This is a genomic window from Salinilacihabitans rarus (genome assembly GCF_024296665.1).
Taxonomy (GTDB): domain Archaea; phylum Halobacteriota; class Halobacteria; order Halobacteriales; family Natrialbaceae; genus Salinilacihabitans; species Salinilacihabitans rarus.
On the sequence record NZ_CP100762.1, the window covers coordinates 1,263,739 to 1,277,781 of the forward strand.

At 71.0% G+C, this 14,043-nt stretch carries 20 protein-coding genes, 1 tRNA gene and 1 pseudogene; 11 read left to right on the forward strand and 11 right to left on the reverse strand.

Features of this window, described 5'->3' with window-relative positions; all coding sequences use genetic code 11:
- Window position 1 precedes the first annotated feature (1 nt).
- From NKG98_RS06670 to NKG98_RS06695, 6 genes are read right to left on the reverse strand one after another with little or no spacing between them, the layout of a single operon-like run.
- Window positions 2–427, reverse strand: coding sequence for a 30S ribosomal protein S19 (locus NKG98_RS06670; protein WP_254768882.1), 426 nt, complete (start codon window positions 425–427; stop codon window positions 2–4).
- Window positions 424–1,146 carry a 50S ribosomal protein L2 gene (locus NKG98_RS06675; RefSeq protein ID WP_254768883.1) on the reverse strand — a complete coding sequence of 241 codons (723 nt, stop codon included), beginning with the start codon at window positions 1,144–1,146 and terminating at the stop codon, window positions 424–426. Before NKG98_RS06675 ends, NKG98_RS06670 begins: the two co-directional genes overlap by 4 nt.
- Window positions 1,147–1,398 (reverse strand): 50S ribosomal protein L23, encoded by a 252-nt coding sequence (locus tag NKG98_RS06680; protein WP_254768884.1) that lies wholly within the window; start codon window positions 1,396–1,398, stop codon window positions 1,147–1,149.
- Window positions 1,399–1,456: 58 nt separating this feature from the next.
- Window positions 1,457–2,209 (reverse strand): 50S ribosomal protein L4, encoded by a 753-nt coding sequence (rpl4p, locus tag NKG98_RS06685; RefSeq protein WP_254768885.1) that lies wholly within the window; start codon window positions 2,207–2,209, stop codon window positions 1,457–1,459.
- Window positions 2,210–2,212: 3 nt separating this feature from the next.
- Window positions 2,213–3,232, reverse strand: a complete 1,020-nt coding sequence (locus tag NKG98_RS06690) for a 50S ribosomal protein L3 (protein WP_254768886.1) — start codon at window positions 3,230–3,232, stop codon at window positions 2,213–2,215.
- Window positions 3,233–3,236: 4 nt separating this feature from the next.
- Window positions 3,237–4,109: a putative RNA uridine N3 methyltransferase gene (locus NKG98_RS06695; RefSeq protein WP_254768887.1), complete on the reverse strand. Its 873-nt coding sequence runs from the start codon at window positions 4,107–4,109 to the stop codon at window positions 3,237–3,239.
- Window positions 4,110–4,419: 310 nt separating this feature from the next.
- On the opposite strand from NKG98_RS06695, the gene NKG98_RS06700 reads away from it, so the two are divergent.
- The 7 genes and pseudogenes from NKG98_RS06700 to NKG98_RS06730 all read left to right on the forward strand — a co-directional run bounded on the left by NKG98_RS06700 (window position 4,420) and on the right by NKG98_RS06730 (window position 7,993).
- Window positions 4,420–4,490: transfer RNA gene (locus NKG98_RS06700), tRNA-Gly, on the forward strand.
- 286 nt (window positions 4,491–4,776) lie between these two features.
- The gene (locus NKG98_RS06705) at window positions 4,777–5,127 is read left to right on the forward strand and encodes a HalOD1 output domain-containing protein (protein ID WP_254768888.1); all 351 of its coding nucleotides are present in this window, start codon (window positions 4,777–4,779) and stop codon (window positions 5,125–5,127) included.
- A gap of 92 nt (window positions 5,128–5,219) precedes the next feature.
- A complete protein-coding gene (locus NKG98_RS06710) occupies window positions 5,220–5,531 on the forward strand; it encodes an MTH1187 family thiamine-binding protein (protein WP_254768889.1) in 312 nt (103 codons plus the stop codon).
- 47 nt (window positions 5,532–5,578) lie between these two features.
- The gene (locus NKG98_RS06715) at window positions 5,579–5,788 is read left to right on the forward strand and encodes a heavy-metal-associated domain-containing protein (RefSeq protein ID WP_254768890.1); all 210 of its coding nucleotides are present in this window, start codon (window positions 5,579–5,581) and stop codon (window positions 5,786–5,788) included.
- 55 nt (window positions 5,789–5,843) lie between these two features.
- On the forward strand, window positions 5,844–6,776 hold the full coding sequence (gene mch, locus NKG98_RS06720; protein WP_254768891.1) for a methenyltetrahydromethanopterin cyclohydrolase: 933 nt from the start codon (window positions 5,844–5,846) through the stop codon (window positions 6,774–6,776).
- 1 nt (window position 6,777) lies between these two features.
- The gene (locus NKG98_RS06725; RefSeq protein ID WP_254768892.1) at window positions 6,778–7,269 is read left to right on the forward strand and encodes a double winged helix-containing putative transcriptional regulator; all 492 of its coding nucleotides are present in this window, start codon (window positions 6,778–6,780) and stop codon (window positions 7,267–7,269) included.
- A 39-nt stretch (window positions 7,270–7,308) separates the two neighbouring features.
- A pseudogene (locus NKG98_RS06730) lies at window positions 7,309–7,993 on the forward strand (HAD family hydrolase).
- A gap of 1 nt (window position 7,994) precedes the next feature.
- Here the strand turns inward: NKG98_RS06730 and NKG98_RS06735 are convergent.
- The 3 genes from NKG98_RS06735 to NKG98_RS06745 form a co-directional block, all read right to left on the reverse strand.
- Complete coding sequence (locus NKG98_RS06735) at window positions 7,995–8,552, reverse strand: NAD-dependent epimerase/dehydratase family protein (RefSeq protein ID WP_254768893.1); 558 nt, start codon at window positions 8,550–8,552, stop codon at window positions 7,995–7,997.
- Window positions 8,553–8,616: 64 nt separating this feature from the next.
- Window positions 8,617–10,218 carry a GTPBP1 family GTP-binding protein gene (locus tag NKG98_RS06740; RefSeq protein WP_254768894.1) on the reverse strand — a complete coding sequence of 534 codons (1,602 nt, stop codon included), beginning with the start codon at window positions 10,216–10,218 and terminating at the stop codon, window positions 8,617–8,619.
- Between the two features lie 93 nt (window positions 10,219–10,311).
- Window positions 10,312–10,779 carry a J domain-containing protein gene (locus NKG98_RS06745; RefSeq protein WP_254768895.1) on the reverse strand — a complete coding sequence of 156 codons (468 nt, stop codon included), beginning with the start codon at window positions 10,777–10,779 and terminating at the stop codon, window positions 10,312–10,314.
- Window positions 10,780–10,866: 87 nt separating this feature from the next.
- On the opposite strand from NKG98_RS06745, the gene NKG98_RS06750 reads away from it, so the two are divergent.
- The 3 genes from NKG98_RS06750 (at window position 10,867) to NKG98_RS06760 (ending at window position 12,526) form a co-directional block, all read left to right on the forward strand.
- A complete protein-coding gene (locus tag NKG98_RS06750; protein WP_254768896.1) occupies window positions 10,867–11,046 on the forward strand; it encodes a hypothetical protein in 180 nt (59 codons plus the stop codon).
- The gene (locus tag NKG98_RS06755; protein ID WP_254768897.1) at window positions 11,043–11,327 is read left to right on the forward strand and encodes a hypothetical protein; all 285 of its coding nucleotides are present in this window, start codon (window positions 11,043–11,045) and stop codon (window positions 11,325–11,327) included. Before NKG98_RS06750 ends, NKG98_RS06755 begins: the two co-directional genes overlap by 4 nt.
- A 62-nt stretch (window positions 11,328–11,389) precedes the next feature.
- Complete coding sequence (locus tag NKG98_RS06760) at window positions 11,390–12,526, forward strand: S1C family serine protease (protein ID WP_425504395.1); 1,137 nt, start codon at window positions 11,390–11,392, stop codon at window positions 12,524–12,526.
- Window positions 12,527–12,530: 4 nt separating this feature from the next.
- Here the strand turns inward: NKG98_RS06760 and pyrF are convergent, their stop codons facing one another.
- Both pyrF and NKG98_RS06770 read right to left on the reverse strand, forming a co-directional pair.
- Entirely contained in the window at window positions 12,531–13,346 is an 816-nt protein-coding gene (gene pyrF / locus NKG98_RS06765; RefSeq protein WP_254768898.1) for an orotidine-5'-phosphate decarboxylase, read from the reverse strand.
- 32 nt (window positions 13,347–13,378) lie between these two features.
- Window positions 13,379–13,579 (reverse strand): hypothetical protein, encoded by a 201-nt coding sequence (locus tag NKG98_RS06770; protein ID WP_254768899.1) that lies wholly within the window; start codon window positions 13,577–13,579, stop codon window positions 13,379–13,381.
- 87 nt (window positions 13,580–13,666) lie between these two features.
- On the opposite strand from NKG98_RS06770, the gene NKG98_RS06775 reads away from it, so the two are divergent.
- Complete coding sequence (locus tag NKG98_RS06775) at window positions 13,667–14,041, forward strand: methylglyoxal synthase (protein WP_254768900.1); 375 nt, start codon at window positions 13,667–13,669, stop codon at window positions 14,039–14,041.
- The last annotated feature ends 2 nt before the right edge of the window (window positions 14,042–14,043 follow it).

Genomic DNA, 14,043 nt, shown 5'->3' on the forward strand with positions numbered 1-14,043 from the left:
ATCACTTCAGTGGGACGAACTTCGAGGAGCGAGTCGCGCCGATACCCGCCTGTCCGTGCTCGACGGACTTGCGCGTCAGCTGGAACTCGCCCAGGTAGTGGCCGATCATCTCGGGCTCTACCCGGACGCGCTCGAAGCTCTGGCCGGTGTAGACGGCGAACGTCAGGCCGACGAACTCCGGCAGCACCGGCATGTCCCGCAGGTGCGTCCGGATCGGCGAGTTGGCGGTCTCCTGCTCGTCTTTCTCGCGGGCCTCCTCGAGCAGCTTGCGCTTCTCGACGGAGAGGCCGCGTTCGATGCTTCGCCGCTGGCGTGCGGGCAGCAGTTCCGCGACGTCCTCGAGCTCCATTTCCTGTAGCTCGTCGAGCGTGTAGCCGCGGTAGGTGAACTCGTCACCTTCGCGGCCGGTTCTGTACTCCTGGCTCATTTGTTACCACCTCGGCCGGTACGGCGCGAGGAGATGTCGCCCACCTTCCGTCCCGGCGGAGCGTTCCGCGAGACGGACTTGGGGCGACCCGGGTGCTGGCGGCCGCCGCCGCCGAACGGGTGGTCGACGGCGTTCATGGCGACCCCGCGAACGCGCGGCCACTTCGTGCCGCGTGCGCGCATCTTGTGGTGCTTCTTGCCCGCCTTGACGAACGGCTTCTCGGTCCGTCCGCCGCCGGCGACGACCCCGATGGTCGCGCGACACTGCGGGTCGAGGCGCTTGACCTCGCCGCTGGGCAGTTGAACGACCGCGGCGTTGCGGTCGTGGGTGATCAGGTCCGCGTTGACGCCGGAGGCGCGGGCGAACTTGCCGCCGTCGCCCGGCTTGGCCTCGACGTTACAGATCGGCACGCCCTCCGGGATCTCGGCGAGCGGGAGCGTGTTGCCCGGCTCGATCTCCGCGGAGACGCCGACCTGAATCTCGTCGCCGACCGCGACCCCCTCGGGCGCGAGGACGAGTCGCTGCTCGCCGTCCTCGAACTCGACGGCCGCGACCGGCGCCGAGCGGGCGGGGTCGTGCTCGATGTCGACCACGGCGCCGGAGACGACGTCGCCGTCTTCGGCCTTCTTGTGGTCGAGCTGCGCCTTGTAGCGGTGCGACGGCGCCCGGAAGGTGGGCGTGCCGCGACCGCGCCGTTGTCCGAGAATGCGCCGTCCCATCTAGAACACCCCGATTCGCGAGGCGACTTCCTGGGCGTCGTCGTCCTCGGACAGCGTCACTGTCGCTTTCTTCTTGCCTTGCATGGTCACCTGCGTGTTGACCGTGACGACGTCGACTTCGAAGCGCTCCTCGACCTCGTCGCGGATCTCGGGTTTGGTGGCGTCGACGTCGACGACGAACTGGAGCTTGTTCTCGAAGTCCATGTCGTTCATCGCCTTCTCCGTCACGAGCGGGAAGTCGATCACGCTCATTTGCTCTCACCTCCGGTGAGACCGACGAGGTCGTTGCGCGCGGAGCGTGCAACGGAACTCATCGGTCGGCCACCTCCTCGAGTGCGCTCTCGGTCCAGATCGTCAGCCGGCCGGGCTGGGCGCCCGGCGCGAGGTCCTCCGCGCACACCTCGGCGGCGGTCGCGACGTCGGCGCCCGCGAGGTTGCGGGCGGCCTTCGACGGGCCGGTCTCGCTCGAGGTGACGAAGAGGATCGACTTCGGCTGCTTGTACTTGCGCCCGCGGGTCTTGCCGCGGCCCGCGCGGACGCTGCGACCCTCGTCGGCGCGCTCGACGTCCGCGTGGACGCCGACCTCCTCGAGGAACGCGACGACCTCCTTCGTCTTGACGAGGTCCTCGAACTCGTCGCTTACGACCAGCGGCAGGTCGAGGCCGTCGTCGAAGGCGTGGCCGCGCTCGGCCACTAGCTCGGCGTCCGCGGTCGCCGCGACGGCGCTGCGGACGGCCAGCTTCCGTTCTTTCTTGTTGATCGATTCGGTCCAGTCCTTCTCGGCCTTCGGCGGGTGGGCCTTGCGACCCTTGACGGTCTGGGGAACGCGGCGGCCGCGCCCGTTCTGTCGCGGGACGTGGGCCATGCCCCGACCGCTCCCGAACGACTCCGCGGGCGTGCGCATGCCCGCGAACTCGTCGGCGCCGTAGTCCTGTTTCCGGTTGGCCTGGGCGGCGCGAACGGCTCGGGCGATCAGGTCCGGGCGGTACTCCGTGTCGAAGACCGCCGGGAGATCGACCGAGTCCGCCTCGGCGCCGTCCAGGTCTCGTACTGTTGCCTCCATGGATTATCCCTGGTTGGATGCGGTGGAGACGTAGCGCACCTCGGGATCGAGGCGCGGCTGGTCTCCGGGTCGGATCGCCGGGCGGAAGCGCACGAGGCGCTTGTTCGGCCCGGGGAGCGAGCCCTTGATCAGCGCGTACGGCCCGTCGACCTCGCCGTAGTTGACGAAGCCGCCGTCGACCGTCACGTCGTCGCCGTCGCCGAAGTCGACGAGGCGCTTGTTCAGTTCGGTCCGCTGGTGGTAGCCGGTCTGGCCCTGCTGGGGGACCGTCGAGCGGACGCGGCTCGGGTTCCAGGGGCCGAGGTTCCCGATGCGGCGGCGCCATCCCTGCCGGGCGTGCTTGCCCTTGCGCTTCTGGACGCCCCAGCGCTTGACGGGCCCCTGGGTCCCTTTCCCCTTGGTGACGCCGGCGGCGTCGACGTACTCGCCGGCGCGGAAGACGTCGTTCATGACGTGCTCGCCGCCCTCGTCGAGCAGGCCGAGCGCGTACTCGAAGCGGTCCGCGACCGAACCGCCGCCGACGCGCGTCTCCATGACGTCGGGTTTCTTCTTCGGAACCGACGGGACGTCGGCGGGCACCGTGTGGGTGATGACCCGGACGTCCGCGACGCGACCGGCGTCGACGGCCTCCCGAAGGTCGGCTTCGGTGGCCTCGCGGTCGTAATCGTCGCCGGGGAAGTCGAGGACGCGGTCGAGTTCGGGAACGAACTCGTCGGTCCAGACCTCGCCGATCGGTTTCTGTCCGTACGGCGTCTCTTCGTACGCACGCAGGGCGACGGCGCGCATCGGCGGCGTCTCCACGATGGTGACGGGAACGGTCGTCTCCATTCCCTCGGTCGGCGAGTTAGCCGCGTCGTCGACCATCACCACGTGGGTCATACCGGCCTTGTAGCCCGCGAAACCCTGGAGCGTCGGCTGTCCGTCGTCGTCCGGCCACGACGAGAAGCGGGGGACCTCGCTGGTCGCCCGCTTTCGTGGGCCGAACCCGAGTGAGCCTTTGCGTGGTGCGTGTTTTTGTGGCATTCTATCACGCTCTCAGTGAGAGGGGTGCGAGGGTGGCGAACATCGCTTCCTCCGTTCGCACGACCTCGCTCCCCTGGTTCGGAACCGTGTTCAGCCAGAGGTCGAACCCTGGATCGGTGTCTGTGGGCTCGACTCCGCCGCCGTCACCGGTCTCCGCCGACGCGGTGACGTCGGACGCCTCGATTCCGAGGATGTCCGGCAGCCCTCGCTCGGGTGCGCCGAACGCGACGGTCATGCCGTCACGGTCGACGCGCCCGGCCAGCGTCTCCAGCCGCCCGACGGTGAGTTCTGCACCGAATCGGGAGGCTGCGATGCGAACGCCGGCGTCCTCACGGCCGAGCGCCGCCGGAAGGTCCGTCCGCTCGACCGACAGCCCCGGGAGGGGCTCGTCGACGAGTTTCGCCCGGACCGGTCGTCGCGAAGAGATCCTGACGGTCACGCGCTCCCCCTCTCCGGCCGCCATTTTCGGCGGCACGTTGAGGGAGATCGGGTGTTGCAGTCCGCAATTGACCCGAACGCGGTCATCAGGTCCGACCTCGGTCACGATCCCTTGTCTTGACGACCCCGAACCGTCCGATTCGGAGCCGGTCTGTGACGCCGCGCGGAGCGGCGGCAAGACGCCCGCGTACTCCAGTTCGTCCCGCGTGCCCCACACCTCCTTTCGGAGGTACGGCGGCGTCGCGGCGTACCGCAGTACGGTGCTTACGAACCCGCCGTCGAACCGCCCCGTCTCGCCCTCCCGATCGGGGAAGACGACGAGGCGGTCGGCCCGGAAGATCGTCGCCGCGCGGGCGACGTAGCCGAGTTTGCGAGTCGCCTCGCGTTTGTCCTCGGCCTCCCGGGTGAGCGACGACGGCACGAGTACGCTGACGGTCATGCCGTGACGCTTCGGCGCCGCGTCACTAGACTGTAGCGATGTGTTGCGTACAGGGTCTTAAAAGGGTAGCGGTCTCCGTTCTCCGCTGTGAAGGCTTCACAGGGCCCGATTCCTGACGATTCGTGCGATACTCGCCTCCGAGTGAACGAGTCCCACACCGGTCCGTCGCGTCGGGAGAACGGTCGCCCGATTTCGGCCGGGAGGAACGGAGTCGGACGGAAAGCCGCCGACGGCGTGTCGGTCAGTGACGAAGCGGCTCCGATTCGCAACCCTTATACACCTCTCCCGGAGTAGTTGAGAGTGCAGCAGGGCGCTGGTAGTGTAGTGGTATCACGTGACCTTGCCATGGTCACAACCTGGGTTCAAATCCCAGCCAGCGCATTTTCGCTGAACGACGCCGACGAGCGCCGCGTGGCGTGTGCCCGTTTTCCGTGAGCGCGAACTCGGCGGACCGCCGGCCGGTAACCCCGTATTTCCGCACGATTCTGCCCGCCTCCGAGCCGCGCTCACGTCGGTCGAGGCGACTGTCGGCCGGGGACGTAACTCGATCGGCTGCGACGGTTAGTCGGATCGAAATGACACGTTCGTCGACCGATTATGTCGGCGATTAACTTTTGTACCGTCCGGTACTACGGGTCAACCGACGATTGAACATCGCCGTACCGCAATGCAAACGAAACTGAATTCCCCCAACGACCCCCACGAGCCCCAGTACGACCCGGCGAGCGATCGCTACGTCCTCCGGTACGATCACGACGGAAGCGCCACGTTAACGGCGACGATCGTGCACGCGCTCGCGAGCGTCGCCGACGTCGACGTCTCGCAGGGCGAGTTCTCGCTGTACGACAGCGTCGATCCGGACGCCCTGGAGCGCATCTTCGGGTCGAAAACCGACGGCAGTCCGCGCGACGGCGGCCACGTCTGCTTTACCGCCCTCGATCACGAGGTCTACGTCTTCGCCAACGGCGACATCTTCATCTACCCGCCCGCGGAGACGGCCCGTCCGACGACCCACTGACCGCCGGGCGCACGCGCGCCGCGACGCCCGCCGACGCCGGCCCCGCGAACGGGACGGACAGCTATTTTCGCTTCGAGCGACATCCTCCGTACATGACGGTCATCGGATTCCTGAGTACCGCGCCCGTCGTCGAGGGGAGCATGGCCGGGGAGGTCGCGAAGGCGGTCGACGCCCTCGACGCGTTCGACGTCGAGTACGAGACCGGCCCGATGGGGACGACCATCGAGGCCGCGGACGTCGACGAACTGTTCGCGGCCGCGCAGGCGGCCCACGAGGCGATCGACGCCGACCGCGTGAGCACGGTGTTGAAGATCGACGACAAGCGCGCGAGCGACGCCCCGGCGGCCGAGAAGGTCGCGTCGGTCGAGGAACACCTCGGGCGGGAGGCCCGCGGCGGCGACTGACGCCGGGGAGCGATACGTTCAACACGCCGGACCCGGTAGGCCCGGGCATGGAACGGACCACACTTCCCGTAGACGGGATGGCCTGTGACGGCTGCGAGCGAAACGTGACGGAGGCGCTCGAATCGCTCGAAGGCGTCTCGTCGGCGACCGCGGACCACGAGGCGGGCGAGGTGCGCGTCGAGCACGACGAGTCCCTCGTCGACGACGAGACGATCGCGGGCGCGGTCGAGGACGCCGGCTACGAGGTCGCGGCGTAGACGAGCGCGACGGCGACCGACAAACGGTTTTACCGCGGAGGGCGAACCCGGGGGCATGGAAAGTCTCAACCGGATGGCCATCGAGCTGGTCGACGAAGCCCTCGAATACGCCGAGGAACTGAACGTCGGGGGCTACGACCTCGACAACGAGGCGACCGTCCTCGACTTCGGCGTCGAGTTCGACGCCGGCCTCGAGGCGGGGCTGTTGCTCACGGAGATCCAGACCGCCGGGCTGGCGACGCCGAGTCGCCACCTCGCGGAGGTCGCCGGCGCGTCGCTCCCCCACGTCGAACTGACGACCGACCAGCCCGCGCTCGCGCTGCTGTGCTCGCAGAAGGCCGGCTGGGAGCTCGCCACCGAGGACTTCGAGGGGCTTGGCAGCGGGCCGGCCCGCGCGCTCGTCGCCGAGGAAGAGGAGTTCCGCCGGATCGGCTACACGGACGTCTTCGACCTGACTGCGCTCGCGGTCGAGACCGACGAACTCCCGACCGAAGCGGCGGCCGAACAGGTCGCCGACCTCGCGGACGTCGAACCCAGCGGCGTCTTCCTGCTGGCGTTCCCGACGGCGAGCGTCGTCGGCAGCGTCACCAACGCCGCCCGCGCGGCCGAACTCGCGACGTTCCGGCTGGCGGAACTCGGCTACGACCCGCTCGATATCGTCTCGGCGACCGGCCGGGCCCCGGTCGCCCCCGTCGCCGCCGACGAGCGGGCCGCGATCGCCCGGACGAACGACGCGCTGGCCTACGGCGGCCGGGCCCACCTGATCGTCCGCGAGGACGCCGACTACTTCGACGAGGTGCCCTCGACCGCCGCGGCCGAGCACGGCCGGCCGTTCGCCGACATCTTCGAGGAGCGCGACTGGTCGTTCGACGACACCCCCGCCGAACTGTTCGCGCCCGCGTCGGTGACGATCGACGTGCTCGGCGGCCCGACGTACGTCCACGGCGAGACCGACGAGGAACTGCTCGCCGAGTCGTTCGGCCTCTAGCGTGCGGTTCAAACTCGTCCCCGCCGCGCCGCCGGACCTCTCGGTCGTCGAGACCGTCCGGGAGGCGGTGCCGCTGGTCCCCGGCAGCGAGGACGACTGTTGTGCCCGGATCGTCCGGCGGACCCCCGTCGACGCCCGGGACGAGGCGGCGACGTGGCTGACGTTCCTCCGGGCGCTCGACCTCGCTGCCGAGGGCCCGGCGGGCTTTCGCCGGCGGCGTGACGCCGACCCCGCCCCCGGGGACCTCCGGCGGGCGTTCCGCGAACGGGTCTACGGCGCCGAGGCGGTCCTCGAAATCCTCGACGCCGCCGCCGACCCCCTCCCGGCCGACGACGTCTACGAGCGGTTCCGAGGGGAGATCCCCGCCTACGAACGCGAGAAGTACGGCGACCGGCTCGACGAGGTCTGGCGCGAACGCGTCCGCCGGCTGCTCGACTGGGCGGTCCTGCTGGACCTCGCCGAGCGGACGGACGGCGGCTATCGTCGCGGCTGACCGACCGATTTACCTCGCGCTCTCCCCTCCAGTCGACCGATGGGCGACCGAATCGACGCCGTCCTGTTCGACCTCGACGACACCCTCTGTGCCTACCGGCGGCCGCCGGGGGAGGTGCTCTCGGCGGCGTTCTCGCGGGCGGACGTCGACCCGTTCTTCTCGGTCGGCGACTACTACGCCCGGTACGACGACTACCTGGAGGCGAGTTCCGGGATCGACGACCTCCGGCGGCGGTGTTTCGGCGACCTCGCGGTCGAGTCGGGGTACGACCGCGAGGCGGGCCTCGCCGTCGCCGACGCCTACTCGCGCGAGCCCCGTCGAGCGGGACGTCGTCCCGCTCGACGGGGCTCGCCGGGCCCTCGACGCGCTGGCCGTCGAGTATCGCCTCGGACTCGTGACCAACGGCGACCCCCGGATGCAACGCACGAAGCTCTCGGCCGTCGGCCTCGCCGACGCGTTCGAGGCGGTCGTCTTCGCGGGGTTCGACGGTCCGGCCAAGCCCGCGCCCGACCCGTTCGAGCGCGCGCTGGAGGCGCTCGCCGCGACGCCGGAGCGCGCAGTCCACGTGGGGAACTCGCTCGCGACCGACGTCGCCGGCGCGCGGGCGGCCGGGGTCGCCGCGGCGTGGGTTCCCGCCGACCCCGCCGCGCAGTCGCCACCCGATCCCGCCCCGACGTACGTCCTCGACTCGCTCGCGGACCTGACGGAGCCGCCGTGGGCGTGAGCTACGCCTCCGCCCACTCGTAGCCGTCGCCGCTCTCGCGGATCGTCCCCTCGTCGAGCCACCGCTCGCGGACGCGTTCGAGCCCCCGCTCGCCCGCGCCGTGGACGAGGAGTCGCTCGGCGTCGAGCGCCGACCGCGTGGTCCGGTCGGGATTCGGCTCGGCCGTCTCGTCGAACGGCCGGCCGTCGGGCCGGCGGGCGACCCAGACGACGCTCTGGAGGACGACGCGGTCGGCCCCGACCGCGTCCGCCGCGTCGAGCAGGGTCCGCGTCCCCTCGATCCGGACCCGGTCGTTTCGCTCCCGGTCCGCGGCCGAGGGCCTGCGGCCGGTCGGAATCGCCGTCGCGGCGTGGACCACGACGTCGGCCCCCTCGGCGGCCTCCCGCAGGCCGGCGGGTTCGAGGACGTCGCCGTAGCGGGGTCGCCCGCCGCGCTCGCGGACCCGCTCGGCGCCCGCGTCGTCGCGCACGAGGCCGACGACGTCGTGACCGCGGTCGGCGAGTCGGTCGACGAGTCGGCGGCCGAGCACGCCGGTCGAGCCTGCGACGAAGACGATCATACGCGCCCGTACGGGCGCGTTCGTGTAGAAACTCGGCCCGCCGCTTCAACGGCCGTGAGAGCGGTCAGTCCTCGGGGTGGACCTCGGTCACGGTACCGACGCCCTTGCTCCGGCCCTCGCGGAAGACGAACTTCTGGCCCTCCTCGACGAGGTACGGGCGGAACTTGAACCGGACGGTGGTCTTGCCGGTGTCGCCGGGGAGCAGGCGGCCGTCCTCGGGGTAGAACGCCGCCGCTTCGCCGATCGTCTCGAGGTGGACGACGGGTTCGTAGCCGTCGCCGATGCGGGTCGGGTGGTTGAGCACCATCACCTCGGCCTCGAACTCGCGGACGGGGTCGGGGTCGGCGTCGGCCGGCAGGAGCACCATCCCGCGCTCGATGACGCTCTCCTTGACGCCCTTGAGCGCGATGCCGACGATCCGGCCGGCCCGCGCGCGGTCGACGCGGTGGTAGTGCATCTCGATCGAGCGCACCTCGACCTCCCGGAACCGGCCGTCGGGCAGCGGCCCGATCAGGAGTTCGTCGCCGGCTTCCACCTCGCCGGACATGACGGTGCCGGAGGCGACGGCGCCGACGCCGGTCACCGAGTAGCTGCGGTCGACGTACATCCGGAACTCGCCCTCGCCGCTGCCGGTCTTCGGGAGGCGGTCGAACAGTTCGTCGAGGACGTCGAGGCCCTCCATCGTGACGGCGCTGGTCTCGACGATGGGGACGACCGTCTCGCTGATCTCCCTGATCGCGGCGTCGACGCCGTGGCGCTCGATCCGGAGGGGGGACTTGCCGGCCTCCCGGAGGAGGCGCTCGACCTCGCGTTCGACCTCCTCGACGCGCTCGTCGTCGACGACGTCGGTCTTGGTGATCGCGACGATGGTCGGGAGTTCCGTGGCGAGCAGGACGCCGAGGTGCTCGCGGGTGGTCCGGGTGGGGCCGTCGTCGGCCGCGACGACCAGCAGGCCGTAGTCGAGTTTCTGGCCGACCAGCCCCCGGATGGTGGTCCGCAGCCATGGTTCGTGGCCGACGGTGTCGACGAACGAGACGAGGCGGTCGGCCTCCTCGACGACCTTCGCGCGGTCGGCCTTGCGGTCGGGGTTGCGAACCCGGACGGGGCCGTCGTCGTCGAAGCCGTAGACCGCGTAGGAGAGGTCCGCCGAGAGGCCGCGCTCGACCTCGTGGGGCTGGACGTCGAGGAACGCCCGGGTCGCGCCGTCGCCGTCGTCCGCGTTCCCCGTGACGAGCGAGCCGACGAGCGTGCTCTTGCCGTGGTCGACGTGGCCGGCGGTCCCGACGACGACGTGTTCGTCGTCCGTCTCGAGGACGGCGCCCTCGCGGATCGTCGCGAGACCGACGAGGCCGTCCTTGACGCCCCACGTCTGGACCTCGTCGATGTGGGCGCCGGCCTCTTCGGCCAGCAGCGAGAGGACGTCCATCGACTCCGAGAACGCGTCCTGATCGATGCCGGCAAGGCCGCCGTCGTCGGTCACGCCGACGACGTACGTCGCCTCGCCGTCGCCCGAGAGCACCCGGTGGCGAAGCTGCGCGGCGAGACTCTCCCGGCGCCCCCCGTCGAGGTGGACGTCGCGCAGCAATCGTTCCTTGAACTCCACGTTCCCGCCGTCCTGTTCGCCACGTTCCAGGGCCCGCTCCAGAAGGGCCCGGTCACGGCTCATGTGCCCCGTTAGAGGGCCACACGGCAAAAGACTTCCCGTCGGATGCCAACGGTTATCACCCCTCCGATCCCGACGCGACCGGGCCGCGAGGACTCACTCGCGTAGCCGTTCGTACGCCGCGGTCGTCCGCCGGAACGTCGCCCGGTCGCCGCCGCGGTCGGGGTGGACCTCCTTGACCCGCTCGCGGTAGGCTCGCCGGATCTCGTCGCCGTCGGCGTCGGCACCGACGCCGAGTTCGCGGCGGGCGCTGGCCGCCGACGGGCCGTCCGGGTCCGGCTTCGAACGGCCGGTCGAGCCCCCGGTTCGCGCCCCGCCGCGGGTCCGCGGTCCGGCGCCGAAGCCGCCCCCGTCGCGGCGCCGACGTCGACCGGCCTCGCCGCGCGAGACCGCCCGTTCGAGCCGGCCGCTGCCGTGGTAGTACATGACGTAGCTCGTCACCCCGAGCGGCGCGGCCACGGCGAGCGCGACCGGCGACCCGCTGACGACGGCGCCGATCGCCGAGACCGCGGCGAGGCCGGCGAACGTCGCGGCGAGTCCGAGGATCAGCCGGGAACGGGTCACTGCGTGTGGTACGGTATCGAGCGGCCTAAACCCCACGGCCGCGGCTTCCGGCCCCGGATTCAAGCCGGTCGAGCCCGTAGGCCGCGTATGAGCGTCAGCGGCCTCTGTCAGATCTGCGAGTCACGTCAGGCCCAGCACCGGTGTCCCAACTGCGGCACGCTCGCCTGCGAGGTCCACTACGATACCGAACTGGGACTGTGCGCCGACTGCGCGGCGCAGGCACGGCCCGGCGAGTCCGACGACGTGGACGTCCACCGATTCCCATGACCTCGATCCGCGACCTCGCCGCGGAGTCGCTCGGCGTCGGCGAGCGGTTCTGCCTCGCCGTCGAGGAGCGCGACGGCCGCCTGCTCGCCGACCACCCGTACGACGCGAGCCCGCTCGACGTCGTCGTCCTCGAAGGGCTTGACCGGCTGGACGAGTCGCCGCCGACGGGTCCGGTCGAGGTCGAGGTAATCGCCCGGGTCGTCGACGACCGGCTCGTGGGGCGCGTCGTCGACGCCGAGTGTTCCGAGCCGGCGAACCGCGAGCCGACGGCCGGCGCCTGACTCGCCGGCCCGCCACGCCGTCCCACGGGGCCTTTATTGCGCTCGTGCTGGTGGGACGCCCCGTGACTCGAACGCGGACCACACGCAGAGGCCTCCTCGGAGCGGCGGGCGGGCTCCTCGCGGCGGGGACGGCCGGTCGCCTCGCCGTCCGATCGAGGCCGAACGCGGACGGGACGGGCGCGCGCCTGCAGGAGAACGACACCCAAAACGAGAGCGACGACGCCGAGGCGGCGGGCGAGGACCGGTACGCGTCGGTCTACGACGACGCGATCGATTCGGTCGTCCTCGTCAGCGTCGGGCCGACGGAGGGCCGGGGGCCGGGTCGGGGCGCGACGGGATCGGGGTTCGTCTACGACGAGGAGCACGTCCTCACGAACGCCCACGTCGTCGGCGGTGCCGAGGAGGTCTCGGTGCAGTTCGTCGACGAGGAGTGGCGCGCCGGGACCGTCGTCGGGACCGACCCCCACGGCGACCTCGCGGTCGTCCGCGTCGCGGACCTCCCCGACGACGCGACGCCCCTGCCGCTGGTGGAGGGGACGCCCGACGTCGGCGAGGAGGTCGTCGCGCTCGGGAGCCCGCTGGGGCTCGACGCCTCGATCTCGGCGGGGATCGTCAGCGGCCTCGACCGCTCGCTGCCGAGTCCCGCGGGCTTTTCGATTCCGGCGACGATCCAGACCGACGCGCCGGTCAATCCGGGCAACAGCGGCGGCCCGCTCGTGAACCTCGACGGCGAGGTCGTCGGCATCGTCTTCGCCGGCGCGGGACAGAACATCGGCTTTGCCATCCCCGCGGCGCTCGTCCGCCGGGTCGTCCCCGCCCTGATCGAGGACGGCGAGTACGCCCACCCCTACCTCGGCGTGGGCGTCGTCCCGATCACGCCGCCGGTCGCCGAGGCGAACGACCTCGATCGAACCCGGGGCGTCCTCGTCAGCGAGGTCGCGCCGGGGTCGCCGGCCGACGGCACCATCGAACCGGCCGGCGAGGTCGAGGTGGTCGACGGCGAACCCGTCCCCGTCGGCGGCGACGTCATCGTCGACGTCGAGGGCGAGTCGATCCCGAACCAGGACCGGCTGGCGTCGTACCTCGCGCTGGAGACCGCCCCCGGGGAGGCAGTCGAGATCGGCGTCCGACGAGACGGCGAACGCGAGACGCTCGAAGTGACCCTCGGGGAGCGGCCGGACGGCGGCGAACCGCGGTAGCGGGTCAGTCCCGGTACCGGTTCAGTCGCTTCTTGAGCCGCTTTGCGGCCTGTCCCGCGGCCGCGTCGAAGGTCTCGGCGGCGTCCCGCGCCGTGCCGTCGACCCCGGCGAAGATGATCCCGCGCGAGGAGTTGACGAGGCCGACGCCGTCGGCGAGGCCGTACTCGACGGCCGCCTCGGCGTCCCCGCCCTGCGCGCCGACGCCGGGGACGAGGAAGGGGAGGGCGGGCACCTGCTCGCGCAGCGCTTCGAGTTCCTCGGGTTCGGTCGCGCCCACCACGAGCCCCACGTTGTCGTTCTCGTTCCACAGGTCGGCGAGGGCGGCGACCCGCTCGTAGAGACGCTCGCCCGTCTCGAGTTCGAGGTCCTGCAGGTCCGCGCCGCCGGGGTTCGAGGTGCGACAGAGGACGAAGACGCCGGCCTCCTCGTCCGCGAGGAACGGCTGCAGCGAGTCCCGGCCCATGTAGGGGCTGACGGTGATCGCGTCGACCGTATCGAGGACCCGGGCGTACTGGCGGGTCGTGTTCCCGATGTCCGCGCGCTTGGCGTCGAGCAACACCGGCACGCCCTTCCCGTGGGCGTAGGCGACGGTCTCTTCGAGGGCGGTCCAGCCGTCGGGGTCCTCGTAGAAGGCGGCGTTGGGCTTGAAAGCCGCGGCGTGTTCGTGGGTGGCGTCGATGATCCGCCGGTTGAACGCCCAGCGGGGGAGGTCGTGGTCCGCGAGGTGGGCGGGGATGCGGTCCGGGTCCGGATCGAGGCCGACGCTCACGACGCTGTCGACCGTCCGGATGCGGTCGTGCAGTCGGTCGAAGAAGTTCATCGGCGGTTCTGGGACGCGTCGTCGCAAGTAGGTTACGAGTCCCGCTCGCCCGCGCGCGCCCGACGCCCCGCGGAGAGGCGCTCGATCGGGAGGAGTGCGATCAGCGAGACGAACGCGCCGGCGATCACGAGGGGGACCCGGTCGAACGCGAGGCCGAGAATCCCCAGTTGCACGGCGACGAGGGCGATCCGGAGGGCGGTCAGCACGTCCCCCGGCGTCGGTTCGACGTCCATGGTGCTCGATTCGGCCCGCGGAAGGAAACGGTATCGCCGGCCTCGCGTGACAGTAGGATTATCCCGTCCCCCCGAGAACTCACGCCCATGACGCGCCTCGCGCTGATCGCCCACGACGAGAAGAAACCCGACCTGATCGAGTTCGCGCGGAGCCACGAGGAGCAACTGCGCGAGTACGACCTGATCGCGACCGGCACCACCGGCAAGCGCCTGACGGCGGAGACCGACCTGGAGATCGAGCGCAAGCAGTCGGGACCGCTCGGCGGCGACCTGGAGATCGGCGCGGAGGTCGCCCGGGACCGCCTCGACGGCATCGTCTTCCTGCGCGATCCGCTCACGGCCCAGCCCCACGAGCCGGACATCTCGGCGCTGTTGCGGATCTGTGACGTCCACGACACCGCGCTGGCGACGAACCGCGCGTCGGCGGAACTGCTCGTCGAGGGGTTCGCCGACGAGGAGTGAGC